Origin of the sequence: Halomonas sp. DP4Y7-1, from assembly GCF_019800705.1 — a bacterium.
Lineage (GTDB): Bacteria > Pseudomonadota > Gammaproteobacteria > Pseudomonadales > Halomonadaceae > Halomonas > Halomonas litopenaei_A.
Genome location: NZ_JAHVKS010000003.1, coordinates 225153 through 251767, shown reverse-complemented (window position 1 = coordinate 251767; position 26615 = coordinate 225153). Strand labels below are relative to the sequence as shown.

Sequence of the window (26615 nt, the reverse complement as noted above, 5' to 3'; positions counted from 1 at the left end):
GTTAGCGTAAACAGCTTGCTCCTCCCCTTGGCGGCTTGCCTTCAACGCGCTCCGCTATTCTTTTCTCCTCTTCCCTTCCCTTCCCTTCCCTTCCCTTCCCTTCCCTTCCCTTCCCTTCCCTTGAAGAGGGTGCCACCGCCACATCGGAACACAACCCACAGAAGAAGGCATACGCTATCTAGAAATATTATTCACAGGCGCGTTCCGAAAAAGGCATAAACAGACGTTTTACGCGCAACGTTATCCACAGCTGGGATCCAGGAAACACTATGTATATCAATTGGCTTCCATCGCGCCTCCAGACGCTGTCCACAGGGAAATTGATCTGGGAGGCTTGATCTAGAATGTCCGGTCAGGGATTCGTCATCCGGGCTCTTCACCGCGACTCTGCAACATGCATCCCGGCAAGTTTTATCCATCGCTCACGAAAAAGCCCGACCTGAGAACAGATCGGGCTCTTCCTAGGACGATGTTTCACGTGAAACATCGAAGCTACCATGCTCCAACTGGACGATCTACACGTCCAGATTGGCCACCAGAGCATTGCGCTCGATGAAGTCACGGCGTGGCTCGACTTCATCGCCCATCAGGGTGTTGAACATCATGTCCGCCGCCACGGCATCCTCGATCGACACACGCAACATGCGGCGGGTGTTGGGATCCATCGTGGTTTCCCAAAGCTGTTCCGGGTTCATCTCCCCCAGACCCTTGTAGCGCTGAATAGAAAGGCCACGCTGGGATTCATGCATCAGCCAGTCCAGCGCCTCATAGAAGGTCTTTACGGGCTTCTTGCGCTCACCCCGTGCCACGTACGCCCCCTCTTCAAGCAGCCCTTCCAGAGTCTCACCCAGGCCTGCAATGGCCTTGTAGTCAGCGCTGGTGAAGAAGTCGAGTCCCCACACATAGTCGGTGGTTACACCGTGAGCGATCAGCGTCACGGCAGGCAGGAAGACTCCCCTTTCGTCATCTTCCTGGAGCGAGAAGGTATAACGCGGGCCACCTTCATAGGCGACCAGGTCATCCATTTCCTTCTGCAGGTGCTCGATCCAGTTCTGCATGGTAACTCTGTCACGCAGACTGTTTTCACCGTCGAGCTTGGCCGCGTGCACAATCTTGCGCAGCACCTCGCTGGGATAGACCCTGGACAGACGATCGATCCGCTTCATCACGTCACGATACTGATTCACCAGAGTTTCAAGTTGAGCGCCAGTAATGCCCGGGGCATCCTCGCTGACACACAGACGCGCACCATCCAGCGCTGTCGTGGTCAGGTAGTCAGTCATCGCCTGCTCATCCTTGAGGTAGAGCTCTTGCTTGCCGCGCTTGATCTTGTACAGCGGCGGCTGAGCAATAAAGACATGACCACGCTCGATCAGCTCGGCCATCTGCCGGAAGAAGAACGTCAACAGCAGCGTACGGATGTGCGATCCATCCACATCGGCGTCGGTCATGATGATGATCGAGTGATAACGCAGCTTATCTGGGTTGAACTCCTCACGCCCGATACCGCAGCCAAGCGCGGTGATCAGCGTACCCACCTCGGCGGAGGACAACATCTTGTCGAAACGTGCTTTCTCGACGTTAAGAATCTTGCCCTTCAGCGGCAGGATGGCCTGGGTGCGTCGATCACGCCCTTGCTTGGCGCTGCCACCGGCAGAGTCACCCTCTACCAGGTAGAGTTCAGACAGGCCGGGATCCTTCTCCTGGCAGTCTGCCAACTTGCCGGGTAGGCCAGCGATATCCAGCGCGCCCTTGCGGCGAGTCATATCGCGGGCCTTACGTGCAGCCTCTCGGGCCCGGGCAGCGTCAAGCATCTTGTTGACGATAGCCTTGGCCTCATTCGGCCGCTCTACCAGATATTCCGAGAATGATCTTCCAAGCTCTTGTTCCACCGCCGTTTTTACTTCGGAGGAAACCAGCTTGTCCTTTGTCTGGGAAGAGAACTTCGGGTCAGGTACCTTGACCGAGATGATCGCCGTCAACCCCTCACGGGCATCATCCCCGGAAGTGCTGACCTTCATCTTCTTCAACAAGCCTTCAGACTCGATGTAATGATTCAGTGTGCGAGTCAAAGAAGCACGGAAGCCCGCCAGGTGCGTACCACCATCCCGCTGAGGGATGTTATTGGTATAGCAGAAGATATTCTCGGCAAAGGTGTCATTCCACTGCATCGCCACCTCGACCGCGACACCATCTTCCCGCTCCACATTGAAGTGGAAGACGGGATTCAGCACGGTCTTGTTCGTATTGAGGTGATCGACGAAAGCCTTGAGCCCGCCTTCGTAGTGAAACAGTTCTTCCTTGCCGCTCCGTTCATCAAGCAGGCGGATGGCAACCCCAGAGTTCAGGAAGGACAGCTCGCGCAGACGCTTGGCCAGGATATCGTAATGGAATTCGATATTACCGAATGTCTCAGGCGACGGGCGGAAGTGGACACGTGACCCGGTCTTCTCGGTCTGTCCCACGACGCTAAGCGGAGCATCAGGCACACCGTGACGATACACCTGCTCGTGCACCTGTCCAGCGCGCCAGATGGTGAGCTTGAGCTCTTCGGACAACGCGTTGACAACAGACACGCCTACGCCGTGAAGGCCGCCGGAGACCTTATAGGAGTTGTCATCGAACTTACCGCCAGCGTGCAGGACCGTCATGATGACCTCTGCAGCGGACACGCCTTCCTCTTCGTGGATATCCGTCGGAATGCCGCGGCCGTTATCGCTCACGGTGATGGACTCATCCGGATGGATGATCACCTTGATTTCGCTACAGTGTCCGGCCAGCGCCTCGTCGATGGAGTTGTCCACCAGCTCGAACACCATGTGATGCAGGCCAGTACCATCATCGGTATCGCCGATGTACATCCCGGGCCGCTTGCGTACGGCATCCAGGCCTTTCAGTACCTTGATGCTCGATGAGTCGTAAGCTTGTTCGCTCATTGACCACTCCGTCATGAAGTCTGTCTGTCTATGGCCTGCAGCTGGCCTCGTCCATCGGCGAGATGTTTCACGTGAAACATTGCCAAGGGTGTATCGGGCTGCCACAGGTCGGCCAGCACCTCGTGATCCACGCTGGTAATAAAGGCCTGGCACCGCATCCGCTCCAGCCACTGGCAAAAGACCTTGCGATGGTCATGGTCCAGTTCGGCGGGCAGATCGTCGATCAGGTAAAGACAGGTTCTCCCCGTCAACCTTTCCAGCATCCTTCCTTGTGCAAGCTTGAGTGCGCTCACGACGAGTTTCTGCTGTCCTCGTGAAAGCACTTCTACAGCCGGGCGCTTGCCGAGCCTGATGGAGAGGTCAGCTCTCTGCGGACCCTGCTGGGTAAATCCCATCTGACGATCAGTGTCCCTGGCACCTTCCAATACCTCGGACAGCGAGCGCTGACGATCCCACCCACGGGTGTAGCGCAAACGTAATTCCGGCAGGCTAATCAAGCCTTCGAGGGTTTCGTGGAAGATGGGGGAAAAGGCATCGACCCACTCATCGCGCAGTGCGTCCATCCTCTCCCCTGAAACTGCCAGCTCATGCTCCCAGACTGCCAGCGTCTGGGCGTCCATTCTACCATGCCTGAGCAGGGCATTCCGATGTTTCAAGGCCCGTCTAAAGCGCTGCCAGGCTCCCAGAAAGTCATGTTTCACGTGAAACACTCCCCAATCGAGAAACTCGCGACGGCCGGCTGGAGGACCTTCCAACAAACGGAATGCATCCGGATTGATCAACTGGAGGGGGAGCGTTTCGACAAGCTGTGACAGGCGCTCGACGCGCTCACCGCCAATACGCAAGGTAAGCTCACTCTCATGCCGGCACCGACGCAGTCCGATGGCCACCGGAGGATCTCCGACCAGACGCCCATGCAGGACGAGCGTATCGACCTCGTGATGCAGCACCTGGGCGAGCTTGCGGGCACGGAAGGAGCGCCCCATGCCCAGCAGGTGAATCCCTTCAAGCAGGCTGGTCTTGCCACTGCCATTCCGGCCAGTGATCAAGTTGATTCCTGGCGAAGGCAAAACATCAAGGGCCTGCAGATTACGCAGGCCCTGAAACACCAAACGGTCTAACGGCATGTATCAGCCTTGAGCACGGCACATGACATCAAAGGCGCATCGGCATCACGACGTAGAGCGCATCACCACCACCCGGCTCTTCCATCAATGCACTGCTGTTAGGGTCGCCCAAGGTCATCTGCACCCGGTCTTCACCGACAGCATTGAGAACATCGATCAGATAGCCGACGTTAAAGCCGATCTCCATGGCAGGTCCGCTGTACTCAATAGCAATGTTCTCTTCGGCTTCTTCCTGCTCAGGGTTGTTGGCCATCACCCTCAAGTTGCCTTCCTCAAGGTTCAGACGAACGCCACGATACTTCTCGTTGGAAAGAATCGCGGTGCGCGACAGGACCTGACGAAGCTCGGCTCGCTCGGCAATGAAGACCTTGTCACCGCCCTTCGGGACCACTCGCTCATAGTCCGGAAACTTCCCGTCTACCAGCTTGGAGGTGAAGGTAAAGTCACCGGTGTGGGCGCGAATATGGGTCGAGCCGAGGGTCAGACTGACGGGCTCTTCCGAGTCATCCAGTAGACGCACCAGCTCCAGGACGCCCTTGCGAGGCACGATCAGCTTCTGGGAAGCACTGACCTGGATGTCGGCGGGCCGAGAGCACACCGCCAGACGGTGGCCGTCGGTCGCGACGGAGCGAACCAGGTTAGGGGCGAACTCCAGCAGCAGACCATTCAAGTAATAGCGCACATCCTGCTGTGCCATGGCGAATGAGGTCGCATCGATAAGCTGCTTGAGCGTCCCCCGCGGAAGCGCCAACTCTACGCTGCTCTGGCCATCTTCGATATTCGGAAACTCAGCCACCGGAAGCGTCGACAAGGTAAATCTCGAACGCCCACTTCGCAGAACGGCACGACCATCCTCGATGGACAGCTCAAGTTCAGACTGATCCGGTAGTGACTTGCAGATATCCATCAGCTTGCGCGCCGGAACTGTGATCGCGCCGGGCTCGTCGACCTGGCTAGCGACAGTGCGGCCGACCAGCTCAACCTCTAGATCGGTACCGGTCAGCGCGACTTCGTCTTGCTCGACCTGGATCAGCACATTGGAAAGCACCGGCAAGGTCTGCCGACGCTCGACCACGCCGGCGACCAGCGTCAACGGCCGCAGTAGCGCTTCGCGGGAGATGGAAAATTTCATGTCGGCTCCACTTCTTGTCCGAGAGAGTGAGACGGGGTATCAGTCAGTGACATAACTACGGCGCCACAGGCGCTGCGTGTCTTGGTGGCATAGTATCGCCCAGGGTCAGACGTCATCGATACATCCATGGCCCCCGGGCAACCCCTCTGGGGTGTGATGACACAGCATTGAATGCCGTGGTTGGCCACTCAGCCTCAGCTTGTCAGCAACCGCAGCAGGTTCTTGTAATCTTCACGGATGTCGGCATTTTCTTCCTGCAGCGCCTGCACCTTTCGGCAAGCATGCAGCACGGTGGTGTGGTCACGGCCCCCAAAGGCATCCCCGATTTCGGGCAGGCTATGGTTCGTCAGCTCCTTGGCCAATGCCATGGCGACCTGGCGCGGGCGAGCCACTGAACGCGAACGTCGCTTCGACAGAAGGTCGGCCAGCTTGATCTTGTAATACTCAGCGACAGTGCGCTGAATATTGTCCACGCCTACCTGCTTGTCCTGGAGGGCCAGCAAATCCTTGAGCGACTCCCGAATAAAGTCCTGGGTAATCGGCTTGCCCATGAAGTGCGAGTCAGCGATGACTTTCTTCAGGGCACCTTCCAGCTCGCGCACATTCGAACGGATCTTCTGGGCAATGAAGAACGCCGCATCGTGGGGCAAGTCGACCTTTGCCTGATCTGCCTTCTTCATCAAGATCGCGACTCGCGTCTCGAGCTCGGGGGGCTCGATGGCAACCGTCAGGCCCCAGCCAAAGCGAGACTTGAGGCGTTCCTCGACCCCACTGATCTCCTTGGGATAGCGGTCAGACGTCAGAATCATCTGCTGACCGCCTTCAAGCAACGCATTGAAGGTATGGAAAAATTCTTCCTGGGAGCGTTCCTTGCCGGCAAAGAACTGGATGTCATCGATCAACAGCGCATCGACACTACGATAGAAACGCTTGAAATCGTTGATGGCATTCAGCTGCAGCGCCTTGACCATATCGGCAACGAACCGCTCGGAATGGAGATACACCACTCTGGCGTTCTCACGGCGCCCAGCCAGCGCGTTACCGACCGCGTGCATCAAGTGTGTCTTACCAAGACCCACCCCACCGTACAGGAACAGGGGATTGTAGGCACCGCCGGGGTTTTCCGACACCTGGCGAGACGCGGCTCGAGCCAGCTGGTTTGACTTGCCCTCGACGAAGGTTTCGAAGGTGAAATTGGGATTCAGGCCGCTGGAGTGCTTGAGGCTACCCTCTACCTGTACCTGACGCTCCCCTCCAGCGGAGCGCGCCACCGGGTCGTTGCCCTCGTCCCGCAGCCGGTCGACTTCCCTTTCATCGCCGACATCCCCACGGGGTGGGGTATGCACCGCGGGGGCACGTGGCACGCTGGCGGAGACCGGATCACCCAGATCCCGCGTCTGGGGAGCGGGCGACGCTGCCCGTCGGCTACCCACAGTGAGCATCACTTTGGGCGGCTTTGCCGGCGCAAGCTCCCGCATCAACTCACTGATTCGCTTTGCATACTTGTCACTGACCCAATCGCGCACAAAGCGATTGGGTGCCAGCAGCCGAAGCTGATTGGACTCCCCTTCTTCCGCCTGCAATGGGCGAATCCAGGTGTTGAACTGCTGGGAACTCAGTTCATCCTGAAGGGTTTGTAGACACTGTTGCCAGAGAGCGAGCGACACGCGAGCTACCTTGGTTGAAGAACGACCGCATATTGTAGCTGCGTCTGAACGAGTTATCCACACGACTTGAGGGTCTGAAAAACATTGTGGACAACACATGTTTGCTACCCATGATGAGTCGGGGACAAGCTGAACGCATCATCCTGGCTGTGGATAATTTCGCATCCTGTCCACCTTCCTTGCACCGGCTGCCCTCAACTGCTCAACGTCTTCTCCACATTCTTATTTGCAACGCAACATGATGATATGTTGATAGTTGTATGGCTTATCCACAATCTTTATCCCCAGTAATAATCACAACATCAGTCAAGAACTTCCTTTAGTAGTAGTGTTAAGGAAGCGCTGATCCGTGAAGTCACAAGCCCCCACATCGCCAGCGACCAGCGCGCACTCCTCGATGTCGGGCGGTCAGTGAAAAGATTGCACCCGGGGCTTGAAATCACTAAAATGTCCGGTCTTGAGCCGAATACCCCCGGAGGCCCGAGCGGATTCCGGGCGCCTCTGGATGTCTATCCGTTCCAAAAAACCACTGTGGGATTAACGAGTTATGAAGCGCACATTCCAACCGAGCGTTCTCAAGCGCAAGCGCGCGCACGGCTTCCGTGCTCGCATGGCTACCAAGAACGGCCGCGCCGTTCTGGCACGTCGCCGTGCCAAAGGCCGCAAGCGCCTGAGCGCCTAAGCAGGTCCTGCGTGACCTGTCTGACCTTTCCCCGGCACTGCCGCTTGCTGACTGCCGGGGACTACCGCCGCGTGTTTGATGGGGCGGTGTACAAGGTTCACGGCAAAGGCCTGATGGCGCTGGCTGTTCCCAATGAACTGGGGCACCCGCGCCTTGGCCTTGTCTTCAGCAAGAAGAACGTACGCCGAGCGGTAGATCGCAACCGACTGAAGCGACTGGCTCGAGAGTCCGTTCGCCATGCCCAGCACCGACTTCCCTCTGTGGATATCGTCCTGCTGGCCAGACGTGGCATCAACGAGGCCGACAACGATACCGTGCAGCGACAATTGTTCGGTATGTGGCGTCGCCTTGAACGAGAGGCTGAAAAGTCACGACTCTCGAAAGATCCTCGCCAGGCCGGTGCTGCCCAGCCAGAGCCGCAGCGACGCCGCAGCTAGGTAGTGAGAGACTGTGCAATGCCGACCACACTCCGTCTGAGCATGAGCGAGTCCCTCTCCTGGCCCCTTGACGTCAACTCTCGCGACGCGGAACGTCTTCGTACGAATCTTGGCCTGCCTCTGGCAGGCTTTCGTGTATTTCACGCAGGCGTCTCGCGTGACGCCATCGGCATGTTCACTTCCCTTCGGGCAGACCCCTCATGGACGTAAAACGACTACTCCTGCTGATACCCCTGGCGGTGCTCGCCTATCTGATCATGGTGCAGTGGAACCAGGATTATGGTCAGCCGCCGAGCACTCCCGATGCTCCGGCTATCACCAGCAACGCAGCAGATGCCAGCGACGCTTCTTCTTCTCAAGGCCTCGCGGCACCCAGTTCCGCCAACGATGTTGGCAGTGAACTGCCGGGCAGCAGCGAGCCCGCCGCCAATAGTCGAGATCTCGTCGCGGTCATCACCGACGTGCTCGACGTACGCATTGATCCTCAAGGTGGCGATATCGTCTACGCCGCCTTGCCGCAGCACCTGATGAGCCAGGACGGAGATCGTCCTTACGTGCTGCTGTCCAACAACAGCACGCTGAGCTACGTCGCACGTTCAGGGCTTCAGCTTGATGGCAACAGCGGCCGCATCGCCTTTGCCCCGGAGAAGACCGAATATCGCATGGTCGATGGCCAGGACAGCCTGCAAGTCGACATGAGCGCCACCGTCAACGGCATCGATATCATCAAGCGCTTTACCTTCAAGCGTGACGACTATGCGGTCAATGTGTCCTACCTGCTGGCCAATGGTGGCGAGTCCGCCGTCAGTGCACGCTTCATCGGGCAACTGGCACGGGACAACAACCCCGATCCTTCAACGGGTCCCAAGATGGGCATGCGTTCCTTCCTGGGTGCTGCCTATTCGTCACCGGACAACCGCTACGAGAAGATCGATTTCGAGGACATCCAGGCCGGGAACTTCCAGAATCGTGAAGTCGAGGGCGGCTGGGTCGCCATCATTCAGCACTACTTCACCTCTGCCTGGGTGCCGCCGCAGCAGCAGGACAATCTTTTCTACGCTGCCACCGATAGTCAGGACCGTAACGTCGCCGCCTTCGCTGGTCAGTCTCAGACGCTGGAACCCGGGGCAGAAGCCAGCCTTGGCGCGACCCTGTACATGGGTCCCAAGGTCCAGGAGCGCCTCGAGGCCGTTGCCCCCAATCTGGAGCTGACGGTCGATTTCGGCTGGCTGTGGTTTATCGCCAACCCGTTGTTCTGGCTGCTGGATCATATCCACAGCCTGATCGGCAACTGGGGCTGGTCCATCGTGATCCTGACCATCATGGTCAAGGCTGCCCTGTGGCCGCTGTCTGCCAAGGCCTACAAGTCCATGGCACGCATGCGCAAGCTGGGTCCGGAAATGCAGCGTCTCAAGGAGCGCTTCGGCGATGATCGCCAGAAGATGTCTCAGGAGATGATGAAGTTCTACCAGAAGGAAAAGATCAATCCTCTGGGTGGCTGTTTGCCGATCCTCATCCAGATGCCGGTGTTCATCGCGCTTTACTGGATGCTGCTGGAATCCGTCGAACTGCGCCATGCACCGTTCATGCTGTGGATTCAGGATCTGTCGGTGAAGGACCCGTACTTTGTGCTGCCGATCCTGATGGGGGCATCAATGTTCGTGCAGCAGCTGCTCAACCCGACACCTCCGGACCCGATGCAGGCGAAGATCATGAAGATGCTGCCGATCGTCTTCACCTTCTTCTTCCTGTGGTTCCCTGCAGGTCTGGTCATCTACTGGGTGTGCAACAACTGCATCTCGATCGTTCAGCAGTATGTGATCACCCGCAAGATCGAGGACGACCCCGAGGTCGGCAAGGGCTTGAAGACCAAGTAAGCCCCGTGTGATCAGCACGTGAACCCCCGCCTCGGCGGGGGTTTGTCGTTTCAGGCCGGCGAGCCTGACAGGCGTGTCCCGCCAGGCTGGCAATGCGCTGTCAGGCACCCGACAATAGGCCCAATCCTTCAGGAGCTTGGATATGACCGCCCCGCTTTATACCCAGGACAGCATTTGCGCACTTGCTACCCCGCCCGGGCGTGGAGGCGTCGGCATCATTCGCGTGTCAGGCCCTGCCTGTCGGGACATCGCCAAGGCGATGCTGGGCCATCAACCTGAGCCACGCCAAGCGTTCTATGGCCCTTTCAGGGGCGCTGACAGCATCATTGATGAGGGTATTGCGCTGTTCTTCCAGGGCCCCCACTCCTTCACCGGAGAAGACGTGCTGGAACTGCAGGGGCATGGCGGTCCGATGATCATGGATATGCTGCTGGAGCGCTGTGTCTCCCTCGGCGCCCGGCTGGCAAGGCCAGGCGAATTCTCTGAACGCGCCTTCCTCAACGACAAGCTTGACCTGGCCCAGGCAGAAGCCATCGCCGACCTGATCGACGCCAGCTCTCGGACAGCGGCAGAGAACGCTCTGCGCTCCCTGCAGGGTGAGTTTTCCAGCCGCGTCCAATCCCTGGTTCAGCGCCTGATCGAGCTGCGCATGTACGTCGAGGCGGCCATCGACTTCCCTGAGGAGGAAATCGACTTTCTTGCCGATGGCCACGTCGCCGCCAAGCTTCAGCAATTGATGGACCAGCTGGCCGATGTGCGAGCCAGCGCCGGCCAAGGTGCCTTGATGCGCGAAGGCATGAGCGTGGTCATTGCCGGACGCCCCAATGCCGGCAAGTCGAGCCTGCTCAACGCGTTGACAGAGCAGGATACGGCGATCGTCACCGACATCGAAGGCACCACCAGAGACGTCCTGCGTGAGCATATCCACCTGGACGGAATGCCGCTGCATATCATCGATACGGCGGGCTTGCGGGACACCCCGGATGCGGTGGAGAAGATCGGGGTTGCACGGGCCTGGAGCGAAATCGAGAAGGCCGACCGCGTGCTGCTGCTGGTGGATGCCACGACCACCAGTGCCACCGACCCTATGCAGATATGGCCAGAGTTTGTCGAACGACTGCCAGACCCTGCTCGCCTCACCCTGGTACGCAACAAGGTCGACCAGAGTGGTGAAGCAGCGGGGCTCGATCTATCCACAACCCCACCTACCCTCCGGCTGTCAGCCCGCTCTGGCGAGGGTGTGGATAACCTGAAGTCCCATCTCAAGAGCATCATGGGCTTCCAAGCCACCACCGAAGGCCGGTTCTCCGCACGACGGCGACACCTGGATGCACTCGACAGGGCCAAGGAGGCCATGGATAACGGCAATGCCCAGCTCATGGGCCATGGTGCCGGCGAGCTGCTGGCCGAGGACCTGCGAGACGCGCAGCAAGCCCTGGGAGAGATCACGGGTGAATTCAGCGCCGATGACCTGCTGGGCGAGATCTTCGGCAGCTTCTGCATCGGGAAGTGACAGCGCTCGTCAGACCGCATACGCCCTTCTCAAGCCGCTACGGCACAATGCCGGGGGTCGCTGCGTACATAAGATAGTGAGCGACTCTCTACACTGGAGGGACATGCTGCCCCCTTCAGGAGTCGCTCATGAAAGCGCTAGTCATGTCAGCCGCTCTCGGACTTGCCTGCCTATCGGCCAACGCCTCGGCAGACTGGAACCTGATAGATGACGAATCACGCCTGTGGTTCGGTTCAGTGAAGAATGAAAGCGTCGGTGAAACGCATGTCCTTGGCTCGCTAACGGGCCGTATCGACGACGACGGCAAGGTGGCTGTCGAGGCCACCACCGCCTCTCTCGATAGCGGTATCGATATTCGCGATGAGCGCATGCAGGAGCACCTGTTCCCGACTCCTAGCCTGGCGATCAGCAGCAACCTGGAACCCACGCAGTTTGCGTCGCTGATGCCCGGCAACACGCTCTTGGCCCGGGTACCCGTTAGCGTCACTCTAGGCGCTGCTGGCAGCGACTATGACGCCACAGTGATGGTCGTTCGACTTTCCGAATCGCGCTGGCTGGTCGTCTCCGATCAGCCGATCTGGGTCGACGCCTCCTCACTGGGGCTCGTCCAGGGTATCGCCACCCTTCAAGATATCGCCGGCCTGTCTTCCATCGCGCGGACGTCGCCGGTGGGTTTTCGGCTGCTGTTCGAATCGCCCTAGGCGCGGTTCGCATCCGTCCGGGAGCTGGTGGTGTGGCGCCAGGTAGCAGCTCTATGGTGGCTCAGAACCTGGGCCTGGCGCCCTACTCTTCTACCCACCAGTGCTGTTCATGACGAGCCTGAGGTCCCAGTAATGGAAGCCAGGTGTCGATGGCAGCGCCCATGCGCTGGTCGACGCCCCAGGGAGGATTAGCGATCAACATGCCGCTGCCGTACATGCCGTGACGGGATTCGCCAGGAGGGGCCAGGCTGACCTCGCTGCGCCACAGCTTGCGCACACCGCTTGAGCGCAGCTCCTCCAGCATGTCCTGATGACGTCCAGCCGGCAGCAGTGGGTACCACAGCATGATCACGGCATGCCGAACCTTGCCGAGCACATGTACCAGGGTCCTGGCCACCTCCTGGTACTCGGACTTCTGCTCGAAGCTGGGATCCATCAACACACAAAGCCTTGGTGTTTTCACCGGCACCAGGGATTTCAATCCCGCCAGTCCATCACCATGGATGCGTTGGATAAGCGGCAGCGTGTCAGCATCCACCAGCGATTGCTGGGTCAAATGGCCGTGCTCACCCGGGTGCAGCTCAAACAAGCGAAGGCGGTCCTGCTTGCGCAGACGATGCCCCAGCCACCAGGGCGAACCAGGATAGTGGGACAATCCTGTCGACCCTGATTGCAACGAGGCGACAGCATCGAGCCAGGCACTCAACAGCTCCTGCTCTTTCACGTCGCCTTGGTGGCGAGATACCCACAGCCGCTGAACACCGGTTTCGTACTCTTTAAGGCGTGCCGTTTCAGCGGCAGCAAGAGGATAGCTACCCCGTCCCGCATGCGTATCTACAAACGTAACAGCACTATCTTTACGTAATAGGTGTTCGGTGACACTGTAAAGCCATAAATGCTTGTGAACATCGGCGAAATTGCCGGCATGGTAAGCGTGTTGATAAGAGAGCATGGCATTCCGCCTGGTGTGCATCGCGATGGGGAATCCGCGGTCATCCATCGCAGGATAAAGAGGACTATGATAGCGGGACAATCGTCCAGAGGTCGCGGAAGACATCTGCCGAATGCCTGACCGCTCCAGCCAACACAAAGGCCCGCGTCCTTTCGGAGCGCGGGCCTTGATGTCGACGGGCCTGGAATCAGGCGTGTCGTCTTATCCCTGCTGGCCGGTCGGCGTCAGGGTGATCTCGACGCGACGGTTCTGCGCGCGACCTTCCTCGGTATTGTTGCTGGCGACCGGCTGGTTTTCACCATAGCCGCTGACATAAAGGCGGTTGGACGCCACGCCCTGGCCTTGCAGGTAACTGCCGACGGACTGCGCGCGTCGCTCGGACAGGCGCTGGTTGTAGCTGGCGTCACCGGTAGAGTCGGTGTGGCCAGCGATGTTGATGCGGGTTTCCGGATACTGGGTCAGGACATTCGCCACATCATTCAATGCGCTGGTGGCACTGCCGGTGAGATCGGCGGAATCGAAGCCGAAGGTCACGCTACTCGGCATGTTGAGCACGATGTTGTCGCCTTGGCGCTCTACACCGATACCGGTGCCCTGCATGCTCTGGCGCAACTGCTCTTCCTGGCGGTCCATGTAAACGCCAATCCCGCCACCAACAGCAGCACCGGCGGCGGCCCCGATCAGCGCACGGTCGCGCTTGCTGGTGCTACCGTCACCACTGATGGCACCTGCCGCTGCGCCCACTGCGGCGCCCACGGCAGCGCCGATACCGGTGTTGTTACGATCGGTCTGGCCAGTGTAAGGGTCCGTTGTGGAGCAACCAGCCAGAATCACGGCGGCAGCCAGCGGGGCAATCAGTCGAATCTTGCGGCTCATAGCGTCAACGTCTCCTTCCATGTATTACATCGTCCCTTTCAGTCATCGCTGAACAGGGTCAAAAGGTCGTTCAAGAATAATAGACCTTGGGCAGAAGCTTGAACCCTGGCGGCATCTTGCACAATAAGTCCCTTTTCACGCGCCCTGTCGATCTTCGGCGACAGTTCATCAAACGGACGTCCTGTGCACGCCTGCCAGGTCTCAACCGGTACGCCCTCCACCAGACGCAGTGCGTTCATGGCGAATTCCAGCGCCACCTCATCATCTGCGACACGTCGATGTCCAGCAACGAAGCCCCGGGGATCGTTCAAGCGGCGCAGATACGCCTCTGGCTGGCGGGTCTTCCAGCGCCGCTCGATGGCGAACCCGGTCGCGCCGGGTTGGCTGATCTTGGCGTGAGCCCCGGCACCGATGCCGAGATAATCCCCAAAGCGCCAGTAGTTGAGGTTATGTCTCGCGCGTCTGCCTGACTGGGCATAGGCTGAAATTTCATAGCGTTGAAAGCCAGCGGCCTCCAGGCGCTCATGACCTTCATCCTGGATATCCCAGAGCACTTCTTCCTCGGGCAGCGTCGGCGGATGAGCATGAAACTCGGTGTTGGGTTCCAGCGTCAGCTGGTACCAGGAGAGATGCTCCGGCGCCAGGGCAATGGCCTGCTCGAGATCTGCCAGAGCCAGCTGCGGCGTCTGCCCGGGCAGACCATGCATCAGATCCAGATTGAGATTATCAAAGCCCGCCTCGCGCGCCTCGGTCACCGCGTGAAGCGCATCTTCACCGCTGTGGATGCGCCCCAAGGCCTTGAGCTGTTCCGGATGAAAGCTCTGGACCCCCAGCGAAAGACGATTGATACCCGCCTCTCGGTAGGCCGCGAAGCGCCCCCTCTCGAGGGTCCCTGGATTGGCCTCGAGGGTGATTTCAATGTCAGCGGCAAAGGGCAGCCGCTTGCGCGCTTCATCGAGCAGACGCTGATAAAAGTGGCCGGACATCAAGCTCGGCGTCCCTCCACCAATAAAGATACTGGTGAGCTCACGCCCCTGGGCCAGACCAGCGTCGTTGTCGAGATCGGCCAACAAGGCAGACAGGTACGCCTCTTCCGGCAACTCTGCCTGTCGGCCAACGCCGTGTGAGTTGAAATCACAGTACGGACATTTGCGCACGCACCAGGGTACGTGCACGTACATCGACAGTGGGGGCAGGGTAGCCATCGTCACTGCTTGGTCCGTTCGAGTTCGGCCAGCAGCTGAGACAAGGCACGACCGCGGTGGCTGAGCCGGTTCTTTTCGGCAGCGCTCAGCTCTGCCGCCGTTGCGCCCTGATCAGGAAGCCAGAACAGCGGATCATAGCCGAATCCGCCCTGCCCGCGCGGATGGGCAAGAATTTCGCCGCGCCAGTGAGACTGCACGATCAACGGCACGGGATCCTCGGGATGCTCAAGCAATACCAGTACGCACCAGTAGCTGGCACCACGGCTGCCTTCAGGCACGTCGGCCAGCGCCTCAAGCAATGTATCGTTGTTGCGGCCATCATCCTTGGGCTCGCCAGCAAAGCGCGCCGAATAGATCCCCGGACGCCCGGCCAGGGCATCCACTGCCAGTCCTGAATCGTCAGCCAGGGCTGGACGGCCACTCACTCGGCTGGCTTCTCGCGCCTTGAGCAAGGCGTTCTCGACAAACGTCAGCCCCGTCTCCTCGACCTCTTTCACGTCGAAATCCGATTGGGCCTGCACCTTGATACCCAAGGGGGCCAACATCTCGCCCAGCTCCCTTAGTTTGCCGGCATTGCCGCTTGCCAGCACGAGTTCTGTCAGGTGGCTCATGGTCTCGCTCATTGGTGGAAAGTATCTTGAAATCCCCGGCGATACGCCGGAATGTTTGCCTATACTCTAGCATGGGCAAGATGAGTTCCGATTCAGCACAAATACTGATACGTGAACCAGAAAAAAGCCGCCATATCATGCCGTCGAAGGCGGGTAGAGCCCCTCGTCCGGTCGTTGTTTTCTTCACAGGAGCCGTTTTTTGGCAAACTTTACTGTGCAGGTGTTACAGAATCTTACAAAAGATATAAAATAGGCGCATAATGACCAACACGACTTAGTCATGCCCATCCGCCGAGGGCAGGCGGCAGCGGATGCACGGAGACACGACGATGAGCCACGCCACAGGACAGATAGTGCTGGTGACTGACCACAACCCTCAGTCGCTGCTCTTTATCAATTACATCAAGGATCAGTTCCACTGCCCTGTATCCATCGCTGCACCTGCCGACACCATTGATGTCGATGACTCCCAGCCGGTGCTGGTGTTGATGGATGCCGACCATGTGGACGATGCCGCCATGCAGCACTGGCAGGATGTCAGCTCTCACCATCATGGGCTGTTGCTCACTGCCTTCAACCTGCGAGATGAAGAACATGCGCTGGAGGTGCTCTCCTTCATGCATCTACGTGGTGTCTTCTATCGTCAAGACAGCCTGGAGAGCATCTGCAAGGGGATCGCCAAGCTGTTCGAGTCCGACGACCTGTGGATGTCGCGGTCGCTGATGACCCGACTCATCGAGTTTTCGCGACGCCAGCAGCTCAATGCCTATCGTCCTGCCTGTGGACTGACCCAGCGGGAAATGGAAATCATCGGCCTGCTGGGGTCGGGGGCATCCAACATGGAAATCGCCGAGCGTCTTTGCGTCAGCGAACACACGGTAAAGTCCCACCTCTATAACGTGTTCAAGAAGATTCGGGTCAGCAACCGCCTGCAAGCCGTCAACTGGGCTCGCCAGAACCTCGGCGCCCCGCCCCCCAGACGTAGCACTGCCATGCGCTGATCACTGCCCTGCGCTGATCACTGCCCTGCGCTGATCAAAAGAAAAACGGACGCCGGCAATGCCGGCGTCCGTGCTCTGCACTCATGCCATAGTCAATGATGTGATCGTCAAGCCTTGGGTAGACACTCACGGCCTCTGCTGGCTCGCTACCATCGTCGCGCCGACCACTCGCTACCACCATCGCGCCGACTAGAGGACGCGAATGTGCTCTTCAATCAGGCTTGCCAAGGTCTCTGCAGCGTTGTCTGCTGTACTATCGAGGCGCACCAGATGCAGCCTTTCCTCGTCAGTGAAGTCCTCGAACGCATCCTGCTGCGCTGCCAGCACTGCAAGACTCAGTGATTCGTCCCGTTCATTGCGAACCGCCCGCTTGCTGATACGACGTCGCAGGGTCTCGTCATCGGCTTCAAAGCTGACCAGCAGTACCGGCAGGCCTCTGGCTTCCGCCTGCCATCGCAACAGCTCACGCTGACCGCGCTCAAGGAAGGTCCCGTCGACGCACACCATATAGCCGGCATCCAGCAGGATACCCGCACAGGTCGCCAGCCGCTGATAGGTCTTGTCTGTCGCCTCTCGGGTGTAGATATCCACAGGCAGACCATCGCCCTCGGCCTGTGGACTAAAACCATGCAGCAACATGCGCTGCACGTCTGAACTCAGTCTTACCGCTCCGAGGCGACCCACCAGTGTCTTGGTGAAGCGGCTCTTGCCACTGCCGGAGACGCCTACACCGATCACCAACGGAGGGAACCGGAACTCGGCATGTCGCTCCGCCAACGTCAGATAGCGACGGAACGCATTCATGGTCTCGGCCATCAGCGCGGGTCGCTCATGACCCGACGTGAAGCGACGCTGCAGCACACGACGCATGCCCGCCATTGCCTCGATGACCTGCAGCAGCGACAGAATCCGCGCCAGCTCGTAGTCGCCACTGCGGCGCAGGTAACCGTCCAGAGCCTGATGCGACAGCGTCATTTCTCCGCGCAGCTCCAGCTCAACCCTCAGGCTTGCCAGATCATGGCCTGGGTCGGCCATCTCAGGATAGTCAAAGGGCTGCGGGTCCTGGGCAGCACTCTGGGCCACCACCAGGCGGCCGTTATCGCAAAGCCGTACATCGGAATACTCCATGTACCAGCGGCTCGGGCGCAAACGGTCCTGGCGAACTTCGATGATCGGGGCCAGTCGATCGAACTCCTGGTCCAGCCACACCTTGAGTGACGCCAGACGTTGTACGTCCTCGTCACCGGACAGCAGGGCCTTGCAGGCGCTGTGTTCTGCCTCGCTGCGTTGTTTCAGCACGCTTAGCGCATCGGGCAGTGCCACCTCGGGCGGCAACGGCTCGGCGTGAAACTCTGCCAGCACATCCAGCAGTTCTTCCAGGGTAAAGGGCTCCAGCGCGGTGTCCGGCGAAGCGGCGTCATTGCCAGTCATGGTCGGCTCCTTTCAGGCCTGGGTCGTCATCTGTGCAAAGGCGTGTTCTGCGGCGTCCAGAGTACGCTGAATATCTTCCGGCGTGTGAGCGCTGGACATGAAACCGGCCTCATAAGCGGAGGGCGCCAGATAGACCCCTTGATCCAGCATGGCGGCAAAGAAACGGCGGAAGGCATCCGCATCACAGGCAGTGGCCTGTGCAAAGTTTTCCACGCTGCTCTGGGCGGTGAAGAACAGGCCGAACATGCCCCCCGCACGCTGCGTGATGAGATCCACACCCGCCGCTCTTGCCCGGCTTTCCAAGCCGTTGCAGAGGGTCTCGACGCGCTGTGCCAGCGCATTATGGAAACCAGGCTCACGCAATTTCTTCAGCAGGGCCACCCCCGCGGCCATCGCCAAGGGGTTACCCGCGAGGGTGCCCGCCTGGTAAACCGGCCCTAACGGAGACAGTTCGCTCATGATCTCGCGGCTGCCGCCAAAGGCGCCTACCGGCATGCCCCCACCGACGATCTTGCCCAGGCAGGTCAGGTCAGGCGTCACCCCGTAGTGGGCCTGGGCGCCACCCAGGGCCACCCGGAACCCGGTCATCACCTCGTCAAAGATCAACACGCTCTGGTGGCGGTCGCACACCTGGCGCAGTGTCTTGAGGAAGTCCGGGTTGGGCGGAATGCAGTTCATGTTGCCGGCCACCGGCTCGACAATGATGCAGGCAATCTGGCTACCGATTTCCTCGAAGCAGCGTTCCACCTCGTCGCTGTCATTGTAGGACAAGGTAATAGTGTGCTCAGCCAACGCAGCGGGTACCCCAGGGGAACTCGGCTCGCCATGGGTCAAGGCGCCGGACCCTGCCTTCACCAGCAGCGAATCACTGTGACCGTGATAGTTACCCTCAAACTTCACGATCTTGTCACGCCCGGTGTAGCCGCGAGCCAGGCGAATCGCCGACATGGTCGCCTCGGTACCGGAATTGGTCATGCGCACCATCTCGATGCTCGGGATGATCTCGCAGATCAGGTCCGCCATGGTCGTTTCGACCGCGGTGGGGGTACCGAAGGACAGCCCCTTGTCCAGACGCTCACGCACGGCGCCAAGCACATCAGGATCGGCGTGACCGGTGATCATCGGCCCCCAGGAGCCGACGTAGTCGACATAGCGCTTGCCTTCGACGTCAACGAGATAGGCGCCTTGCGCACTCTCCATGAACACTGGCGGACGATGCAGCCCCTTGAACGCGCGCACCGGTGAATTGACGCCACCGGGGATGTGCCGACAGGCCTGTTCGAAGAGCTCAGCGGATGTGGTCATGGAAACCTCTTTGCCCAAGTGTAAGTTCTGTCGTCGGTGCTAGGCACCGATACGGTGAATGAAGGCCTGTGGATAACCCTGTGGAGGGCATGGGATAACCCAGTGAATGTGGCCCAAATGTCTCGCAAGTTGCCCGATTCGGTGACATATGACGCAGGCTACCCATCATACCTTGACCTCGTCTGGCGAAAAGCGTGGCGTCGGCATTTTCCACAGCCTGCGAGGCAGCGACTGGCCGTGGCCGGGATCCCAGCCGTGGGCCAGCGCCTGCCAGGCGAAGACCTGGGCCTGTTCGCAAGCCTGTACCAGAGTTTCACCTGCCGCCAGCCGCGCTGCCAAGGCGGAAGCCAAGGTGCAGCCGGACCCATGATAGCTCGCGGGTAGTCGTGGCCACGTCCACTGACGATCGCTATCGGGTGTATGCAAGGTGTGGGACACCGTGTCGCGCGCCTTGCCGGGTTCGGGGTCATCGGTGCCGGTCACCAGCACGGCCTGACAACCCTGGTGCATCAGGCTGACACAGCGTTCCGTGTCATCCTGATAGTCGGCTCCGGCCAGCCGCGCCAGTTCACCACGGTTCGGCGTCAGGATATCGATCATCGGGAGCAATTGCTGCCGATAGGCATCGATCAACTCCTGGGTCGCCAGGGATGCTCCGCCTCCCGCTCTCAACACAGGATCTGCCACCACGGGAATTCCCGGTCGCCGCTTGATCACATCAACCACTGCATCGAGCCCTTCCAGATCCGCAATCAAGCCAATCTTGATCGCCGCAATCGGCAGCGAGGCCAGTGCCTTGGCCGCCTCTCTGATGCCAGAAGCCGGTAGCGGATGCAGCGAGTGCACATCACGCAAATCCTGTACCGTCAGTGCAGTAGGAATGGTCATCGCCCAACCGCCGCAAGCCGCCACGCTCTCGGCATCAGCGACCAGCCCAGCACCTCCGGTAGGGTCATGGCCCGACAGCACCAGCACTATCGGCAGATGGGGTGAATATTCCGCGTTCAAGCTATTCAAAAGGGTTTCACCACAGCCAGGATGATGATCGCTACCAGCGCCAGCACCGGCAGCTCATTGAAGACACGGAAAAACGTGGCACTGCGTCGGCAGCGGTCTGCTGCCAGCTGCTTCAGGTAGATCAGGCAAACATGGTGATAGGCCACCAGCGCTACCACCAATGCCAGCTTGGCATGCAGCCAGCCCTGACTCATCCAACCAGGGTTGAGCCAGACCAGCAGGGCACCAAACAACAGCACAGCCACCATGGAGGGGGTCATGATGCCGCGATACAGCTTGCGCTCCATGACCATGAAGGTGTCCATGGTCGCGTACTCACCCTTGTCTCTGGCCTGGGCGTGGTACACGTACAGGCGGGGGAGATAGAACATCGCCGCAAACCAGGTCACGATGGACATCAGGTGAAAGGCTTTTATCCACAGGTACATGTCAACTCCTCAGGCTGTGGATGAATCAGACAGGCGGTAGTACCGCTCGATGGCGTCACGGGTGATGATACCGGAAATTCGTTTCTGCTTCGGTCGATAACCATGTTCTACATAGAGTCCATCGACCTTGCTTTCGTTCAGCACGTTCAATGCTTCCGTCAGTGTTGCCTGTAGGTGGATGGGCACCAGGTCGAGTCGCTGACCGGGTATTTCCAGCAGGTCGAGCAACGCCTGCTTGTCGTCGGCCTGCTCGGTTTCCGGTGGAGGCGAGCGCAGGGGGGAGCGATCCACGTTCTTGCCAGCAATGCTCTCCGCTGGCGATTCTGCCTCTATCAACGCTTCCATCATGCTGTCGTCCGGATCACTGACCTTATCCTTGGCCGCTGCCTCCCGCTCATCTTGCTCGATCAGGTAGCGCGCCAGATCCGCAGCCTTGAGGGCAAGGGTCGGTTTGTCATCCGTGGATCGCTCGATAATGATCCAGACAGGCTTGGCCTCCAGCAAGGCGCGAGCTTGCCCCTCGGAGACACGCCGCTTGGTTCTCACCAGGCTGCGTTCCATGACCGCAGGCACCGACACCCGGGACAGTGCTTGCATCAACGGTTGCTGGAGCGGATGCAGGCCGTGCAGCTTGACGCTGATAAAGAAGCCATCGCAACGACACAATTGCCGGGTGGTGAGGCCCGCAACGACCACTGCCAGCATGCCCGGTAGCAGGATGTGCGGAATATGGGTCAGCTCCAGCAGTGCCATCAACGCAGCGAGAGGCGCCTGGAGCACCGCTCCCATCATTGCCGCCATGCCAATCATGGCGAACAGGCCGGGATCGGCCGCCTTTTCAGGCCACAGCCAGGTCCCGGCCAGACCGAACATGGCTCCCGCTGCTGCGCCAATCACCAGCACCGGGCCAATGATGCTGACCGGCACACCGCAACCTACCGCGAACGCCGTCAGCAGCAGCTTGCCAAGCACCAGGGCCAACAGAATGTCGAGTGCCAGCCGGTTGAACAGGGCATCTGACAGGCTGTCATAGCCGATGCCTTGTACCTGGGGATAGCACCAGGCCAGTAACGCCGCCAGGGCACCGACCATCGTCAACCGCCACCACAGCGGCAGGCGTGCCAATCTCTCGGAACGGGACACGTGAATGAACAACCCCGCCAGCAATCCGATGCCAAAGGCCATGACGGCAATCCAATAAATATTGAATAGCGATCCCAGGGCCAGGTCGGGCACCGCGAAGGCGGGCTCGGCGCCATATACCAGCTGCGATACCAGAGCCCCCATGCAGGCCGCCAGGATCACCGGCATGAAGCCGACAATGGTGTACTCCATCATCACCACTTCCATGGCGAAGATCACCCCGGCGATAGGGGTATTGAAGGAAGCCGCGATACCGGCCGCGGTACCGCAGGCCACCAGCACACGCAGACTGTTGTGAGGAAGGCGCAGCAACTGGCCAAGCCCACTGGAGGCCGCGGCGCCCAGGTGAATCGCGGGCCCCTCCCTCCCGGCAGAGAGACCGCCTACCACCGTCACCACCCCGACCCACCATTGATTCAGCCAGTTACGCAGCGGAAAGCGTCCCTGGTGATAGGTCAGGCGCTCGATGACATGGCTCACCCCAATCTTGCGGGCCGCCAACGGCTGACGCCACAACGCAAACCCGATGATGGTCACCGCCAGGATCGGGAGTACCATGCGCAGCCCGGTAGACAGCTGTTCGAAGGCCTCAGGGTCGTCATGGGGCATGACCAGCATCGCCCCCAGCATCAGAGCAAGGCGAAACACCACCATCAAACTACCGGTGATCAAGCCGGTCGCAATGCCCAGTACACAGAGTTGCGGCAGGGCATCGACGCTCGCCAGCTGGCGGCGGAAGGCATCGAGACTGAGATCTGGCAGGCGCATGGCTTCCTTGTTTCCTTCCGTGAAGGCAGAGGGCGGGTCCCTGTCACACCCAAGTGGCCACGGCTCGAGTGAAGTGACTGTCTCTTGTGTATCATAGAACGGGACCCGGCACCCAGACGGCTGGCATGTCTCGGCTCTGCCCCGGGGACCTCCCGAATGCGTCGGGGCCTTGGCGCCAGGCCGGTTATTGCGCCGGCAATGGGCTACTTATCGTTCAGGCAATGCGCTGATAGAGCAAAGTGCAAAGGAGCATCACGTGATCAAGGTTGGAATCGTCGGCGGGACCGGCTACACCGGTGTCGAACTGCTCAGACTGCTGGCTCGCCACCCTGGCGTCGAGGTGGATGCCATCACCTCACGCAGTGAAGCAGGTCTCGGCGTGGCCGAACTGTACCCCAACCTGCGCGGTCACTATGACGGACTGTGCTTTAGTGAACCTGACCCAGAGCGTCTCGCAGCCTGTGATGCGGTATTCTTCGCCACGCCCCACGGCGTTGCTCATGCGCTGGCGGGTGACCTTCTCGAGCGCGGCACTCGCGTTATCGATCTGTCAGCAGATTTTCGCCTGCGCGACGCTGCCGTGTGGGCCGAATGGTACGGCCAGCCTCATGGTGCTCCAGGACTGCTTGAAAAAGCCGTCTACGGCCTGCCGGAAGTCAATCGCGACCAGATCAAGCAAGCGCGGCTGATTGCTGTACCGGGTTGCTATCCCACCGCCGTACAGCTCGGCTTCCTGCCGCTGCTGGAAGCAGGGCTGATCGATCCTGAGCAGCTCATCGCCGACTGCAAGTCCGGGGTGACCGGTGCGGGCAGAGGCGCAAAGGTTCCCTCCCTGCTGGCCGAGGCGAGCGAATCCATGAAGGCCTACGGCGCTTCTGGTCATCGACATCTACCTGAGATACGGCAGGGGCTTGGGGATGCCGCAGGCCAGGACGTTGCCCTGACCTTCGTGCCACACCTGACACCGATGATCCGTGGCATACATGCCACGCTCTACGCACAGCTCACCGGCGATCCTGGCGACCTTCAGCAGCGCTTCGAAGAGCGCTTCGCCAATGAACCCTTTGTCGATGTGATGCCCGCAGGCAGCCATCCGGAGACCCGCAGTGTCAAAGGCGCCAATCTCTGCCGTATCGCCGTCCATCGCCCTGGCAACGGCAATACGGTTGTCGTGCTCGCGGTCATCGATAACCTGGTCAAGGGGGCGTCGGGGCAGGCCATCCATGCGCTCAACCTGATGTTCGACTTTGATGAGACGGCGGGACTCGATGCCCCAGCCATCATGCCCTGACCGACGGAAATCCTGCCCCGACGGTTTTCCGGGACAGACAGGTCACAACGGGAAGATGGCGCGATAGGTCGCGAGAGACATGAGAGGGAACACGCTGTCGTGCCGTCACGCTGTCGTGCCGTCACGCTGGCGGCTCGGCGCTACCTCCTTGGAAAAGTTGACCCTTTTACTCTGGTTTAGGGATAATACCCGGTGTTGTTCGTCTTGGGCGCCTGACGCCTGGAATGACACTCCATGTGACCTGACCCCCGGAGCTCCTCATGAGCGGTGCCGAATCCTTTGTTCCTACTCCGTTGCTGCTGTCCGACAACGCACAGCGTCGTCTCAAGGCGCTGATGGCCGAGGACGGTGCCGAAAAGATCGCCCTGCGCGTGTATGTCACAGGTGGCGGCTGTTCGGGATTTCAATACGGCTTCGACGTCGCCGACAGCTTCAACGACGACGACACCGAAATCCCTTTCGGCAGCGTTTCGCTGGTGGTTGACCCGCTGTCCTACCAATACCTGGTGGGCTCGACCATTGACTACGAAGAGGGCCTGGCCGGGGCTCGCTTTCTGGTCCAGAACCCCAACGCCACCACGACCTGCGGCTGCGGTGCATCGTTCATGGTGTAACCCGCCGCAAGCCAGACATCTGACGCAGCCCAAGGGCTGCGTCATTCGTTGCAGGCAAGATATTCCCTAGAGTCTTCCCAAGACTCCCTTCAGACCCGGTTCCCTCGGCCTGGTCAATCCCCGGGCATGCCCCTGGCAACACGCCCAGCGTTGGCCCAGCGGATTCTTCCCCAGCTTGACCCCCTCGCCGCAACTCGCCATGGTAGTTACGGATTTCACAATAACGTCAACTGGGGAAAACCATGAAAACCGCCCTTACCTCTGCCGCACTGGCCTCTGCCCTGATGACCTTCGGTATCGTCGGTACCGCCCAGGCCGAGACCCTGAACGTGGCCACCGATCCCAGCTTCGTACCGTTCGAGATGATGGATCAGGAAACCGGCGAAATGGTCGGTTTCGATATGGATATCATCAAGGAACTGGCCGAGCGTGCCGGCTTCGACTACGAGCTGCGCACCATGGACTTCAACGGCATCATCCCAGCCGTCCAGACCGGCAATGTCGACATCGCAATTGCGGGCATCACCATCACCGATGAGCGCGCTGAAATCGTCGACTTTTCCGATGCCTACTATGATTCCGGTCTCAAGATTCTGGTCAGCGCCGACGAGGAAGGCGTGGCAGAGATTGGCGACCTCGCCGGAATGCGAATCGGCACCAAGATCGGCTCTACCAGCTACGACTTCCTGCAGGAAAACCTGGGCGAAGATGCCGAGATCACGCCGTATCCGGGCACTCCTGACATGTACATGGCCTTGCTGGGAGGTAGCGTCGATGCCGCCTTCTACGATGCGCCCAATGTCGGCTACTTCTCTCAGACTCGCGGCGAAGGCAAGGTCAAGGTCGTAGGCCCGCTCTATGAAGGCCAGCAATACGGCATTGTCTTCGTCAAGGGCAGCGAGTGGGTCGAGCCGGTCAACGAGGCGCTGGCAGCCATGAAGGAAGACGGCACCTACGACGAGATTCACACCAAGTGGTTCGGCGCTCCTAGCGAGTGACATAGACCCGCTTAACGCGGTGAAAGCACTGGCCAATTGCCCGCGACGGGGCTGCCCAGCGTCTAGGCAGTAACGTGATGGCGAGAGGACAGTGCTTTCCAGGGGCCGGAGCCATACCGGCCCTTTTCGATCCTGCCCGGACGTCACTTCGAGGCGCAGTCTCGACCCTCGCGTCAAGGCAAGCGGCCTTGTCCTGATCTCATAAGCATGACGGAGACCCACTCGTGGACGTCAATTTTCAATTCGACTGGTCGGCAGCCCTGTCCTCCATTCCTCAGCTGCTGACCGGCATCCCCTACACGCTGATGATCTCCTTCGGTGGTCTCGCCATCGGTTTTATCATCGGCATCATCTTTGGTCTGTTAAGAATCTCGCGACACGCATGGCTACGCATTCCTGCGGTGGCCTATATCGAGATTTTCCGTGGCACGCCCGTGCTGGTTCAGGTCCTGTTTATCTTTTACGGCCTGCCCAGCCTGCTGGGAGGCCCCATCGATGCCATTACCGCCGGTATTGCTGCCATCGCCGTCAACTCAGGCGCCTATATCTCGGAAATCGTGCGCGGAGGCGTTCAGTCCATCGAACGCGGCCAGGGCGAAGCGGGACTGTCTCTTGGCCTGTCACAGCGCCAGACCTTCCGCTACATCATCTGGCCACAGGCATTCAGACGCATGATCCCTGCTCTCGGCAACCAGGCCATCATCAGCATCAAGGACACCTCTCTGTTCGCGGTCATCGGTGTCGGAGAACTGGTACGTCAGGGCCAGATCTATATCGCGACGACCTTCACCGCACTGGAGGTCTATTTGATGGTGGCGCTCATGTATCTCGCCATCACCCTATCCTTGTCGTTTGCCCTGCGCATGCTTGAGCGCAAGGGCCTGGTGGGTCAGTGAGGAGCCG

At 59.7% G+C, this 26615-nt stretch carries 23 protein-coding genes; 10 read left to right on the top strand and 13 right to left on the bottom strand.

What is annotated here, in order from left to right; all coding sequences use genetic code 11:
• Positions 1–515: 515 nt before the first annotated feature.
• From gyrB to dnaA, 4 genes are all read right to left on the bottom strand, one after another.
• A complete protein-coding gene (gyrB, locus tag KUV72_RS07535) occupies positions 516–2936 on the bottom strand; it encodes a DNA topoisomerase (ATP-hydrolyzing) subunit B (protein ID WP_206942100.1) in 2421 nt (806 codons plus the stop codon).
• A gap of 11 nt (positions 2937–2947) precedes the next feature.
• Positions 2948–4063, bottom strand: coding sequence for a DNA replication/repair protein RecF (recF, locus tag KUV72_RS07530; RefSeq protein ID WP_222237911.1), 1116 nt, complete (start codon positions 4061–4063; stop codon positions 2948–2950).
• A 28-nt stretch (positions 4064–4091) separates the two neighbouring features.
• Positions 4092–5195: a DNA polymerase III subunit beta gene (gene dnaN, locus KUV72_RS07525; RefSeq protein WP_206942097.1), complete on the bottom strand. Its 1104-nt coding sequence runs from the start codon at positions 5193–5195 to the stop codon at positions 4092–4094.
• A gap of 194 nt (positions 5196–5389) precedes the next feature.
• Entirely contained in the window at positions 5390–6862 is a 1473-nt protein-coding gene (gene dnaA / locus KUV72_RS07520; RefSeq protein ID WP_222237910.1) for a chromosomal replication initiator protein DnaA, read from the bottom strand.
• A 547-nt stretch (positions 6863–7409) separates the two neighbouring features.
• On the opposite strand from dnaA, the gene rpmH reads away from it, so the two are divergent.
• The 5 genes from rpmH to KUV72_RS07495 all read left to right on the top strand — a co-directional run bounded on the left by rpmH (position 7410) and on the right by KUV72_RS07495 (position 12072).
• Positions 7410–7544: a 50S ribosomal protein L34 gene (gene rpmH, locus KUV72_RS07515; protein ID WP_008959105.1), complete on the top strand. Its 135-nt coding sequence runs from the start codon at positions 7410–7412 to the stop codon at positions 7542–7544.
• Positions 7545–7555: 11 nt separating this feature from the next.
• Positions 7556–7981, top strand: coding sequence for a ribonuclease P protein component (gene rnpA, locus KUV72_RS07510; protein WP_206942095.1), 426 nt, complete (start codon positions 7556–7558; stop codon positions 7979–7981).
• A gap of 200 nt (positions 7982–8181) precedes the next feature.
• Positions 8182–9858, top strand: a complete 1677-nt coding sequence (gene yidC, locus KUV72_RS07505) for a membrane protein insertase YidC (RefSeq protein ID WP_222237909.1) — start codon at positions 8182–8184, stop codon at positions 9856–9858.
• A 142-nt stretch (positions 9859–10000) separates the two neighbouring features.
• Positions 10001–11371 (top strand): tRNA uridine-5-carboxymethylaminomethyl(34) synthesis GTPase MnmE, encoded by a 1371-nt coding sequence (mnmE, locus tag KUV72_RS07500; protein ID WP_222162270.1) that lies wholly within the window; start codon positions 10001–10003, stop codon positions 11369–11371.
• A gap of 128 nt (positions 11372–11499) precedes the next feature.
• Entirely contained in the window at positions 11500–12072 is a 573-nt protein-coding gene (locus KUV72_RS07495) for a YceI family protein (RefSeq protein ID WP_222237908.1), read from the top strand.
• Positions 12073–12154: 82 nt separating this feature from the next.
• Here KUV72_RS07495 and KUV72_RS07490 read toward each other — a convergent pair whose 3' ends face one another.
• From KUV72_RS07490 to rdgB, 4 genes are all read right to left on the bottom strand, one after another.
• Positions 12155–13024 (bottom strand): 23S rRNA (adenine(2030)-N(6))-methyltransferase RlmJ, encoded by an 870-nt coding sequence (locus KUV72_RS07490; protein WP_222237907.1) that lies wholly within the window; start codon positions 13022–13024, stop codon positions 12155–12157.
• A 201-nt stretch (positions 13025–13225) separates the two neighbouring features.
• A complete protein-coding gene (locus KUV72_RS07485; RefSeq protein ID WP_206942090.1) occupies positions 13226–13900 on the bottom strand; it encodes an OmpA family protein in 675 nt (224 codons plus the stop codon).
• 38 nt (positions 13901–13938) lie between these two features.
• Positions 13939–15105, bottom strand: a complete 1167-nt coding sequence (gene hemW, locus KUV72_RS07480) for a radical SAM family heme chaperone HemW (RefSeq protein WP_222237906.1) — start codon at positions 15103–15105, stop codon at positions 13939–13941.
• A gap of 2 nt (positions 15106–15107) precedes the next feature.
• A complete protein-coding gene (rdgB, locus tag KUV72_RS07475; RefSeq protein ID WP_222162272.1) occupies positions 15108–15716 on the bottom strand; it encodes an RdgB/HAM1 family non-canonical purine NTP pyrophosphatase in 609 nt (202 codons plus the stop codon).
• 329 nt (positions 15717–16045) lie between these two features.
• Between rdgB and KUV72_RS07470 the strand changes: the two genes are divergently transcribed.
• Positions 16046–16717, top strand: a complete 672-nt coding sequence (locus tag KUV72_RS07470) for a LuxR C-terminal-related transcriptional regulator (protein WP_222237905.1) — start codon at positions 16046–16048, stop codon at positions 16715–16717.
• A gap of 189 nt (positions 16718–16906) precedes the next feature.
• On the opposite strand, the gene KUV72_RS07465 is transcribed toward KUV72_RS07470, so the two are convergent.
• From KUV72_RS07465 to KUV72_RS07445, 5 genes are all read right to left on the bottom strand, one after another.
• The gene (locus KUV72_RS07465; RefSeq protein WP_206942086.1) at positions 16907–18148 is read right to left on the bottom strand and encodes an AAA family ATPase; all 1242 of its coding nucleotides are present in this window, start codon (positions 18146–18148) and stop codon (positions 16907–16909) included.
• Positions 18149–18160: 12 nt separating this feature from the next.
• Positions 18161–19453 (bottom strand): glutamate-1-semialdehyde 2,1-aminomutase, encoded by a 1293-nt coding sequence (gene hemL / locus KUV72_RS07460; protein WP_222237904.1) that lies wholly within the window; start codon positions 19451–19453, stop codon positions 18161–18163.
• Between the two features lie 165 nt (positions 19454–19618).
• Positions 19619–20470 (bottom strand): hydroxymethylpyrimidine/phosphomethylpyrimidine kinase, encoded by an 852-nt coding sequence (locus KUV72_RS07455; RefSeq protein ID WP_224851922.1) that lies wholly within the window; start codon positions 20468–20470, stop codon positions 19619–19621.
• Complete coding sequence (gene hemJ, locus KUV72_RS07450; RefSeq protein WP_206942082.1) at positions 20467–20898, bottom strand: protoporphyrinogen oxidase HemJ; 432 nt, start codon at positions 20896–20898, stop codon at positions 20467–20469. Before hemJ ends, KUV72_RS07455 begins: the two co-directional genes overlap by 4 nt.
• A 9-nt stretch (positions 20899–20907) precedes the next feature.
• Positions 20908–22809 carry a chloride channel protein gene (locus KUV72_RS07445; RefSeq protein WP_206942080.1) on the bottom strand — a complete coding sequence of 634 codons (1902 nt, stop codon included), beginning with the start codon at positions 22807–22809 and terminating at the stop codon, positions 20908–20910.
• A 256-nt stretch (positions 22810–23065) separates the two neighbouring features.
• Between KUV72_RS07445 and argC the strand changes: the two genes are divergently transcribed.
• The 4 genes from argC (at position 23066) to KUV72_RS07425 (ending at position 26608) form a co-directional block, all read left to right on the top strand.
• Positions 23066–24100, top strand: a complete 1035-nt coding sequence (argC, locus tag KUV72_RS07440) for an N-acetyl-gamma-glutamyl-phosphate reductase (RefSeq protein WP_222237903.1) — start codon at positions 23066–23068, stop codon at positions 24098–24100.
• Between the two features lie 260 nt (positions 24101–24360).
• A complete protein-coding gene (gene erpA / locus KUV72_RS07435; protein WP_206942076.1) occupies positions 24361–24714 on the top strand; it encodes an iron-sulfur cluster insertion protein ErpA in 354 nt (117 codons plus the stop codon).
• Positions 24715–24956: 242 nt separating this feature from the next.
• Entirely contained in the window at positions 24957–25712 is a 756-nt protein-coding gene (locus KUV72_RS07430; protein ID WP_222237902.1) for a transporter substrate-binding domain-containing protein, read from the top strand.
• A 224-nt stretch (positions 25713–25936) separates the two neighbouring features.
• Entirely contained in the window at positions 25937–26608 is a 672-nt protein-coding gene (locus KUV72_RS07425; RefSeq protein ID WP_206942071.1) for an amino acid ABC transporter permease, read from the top strand.
• Positions 26609–26615: the final 7 nt, after the last annotated feature.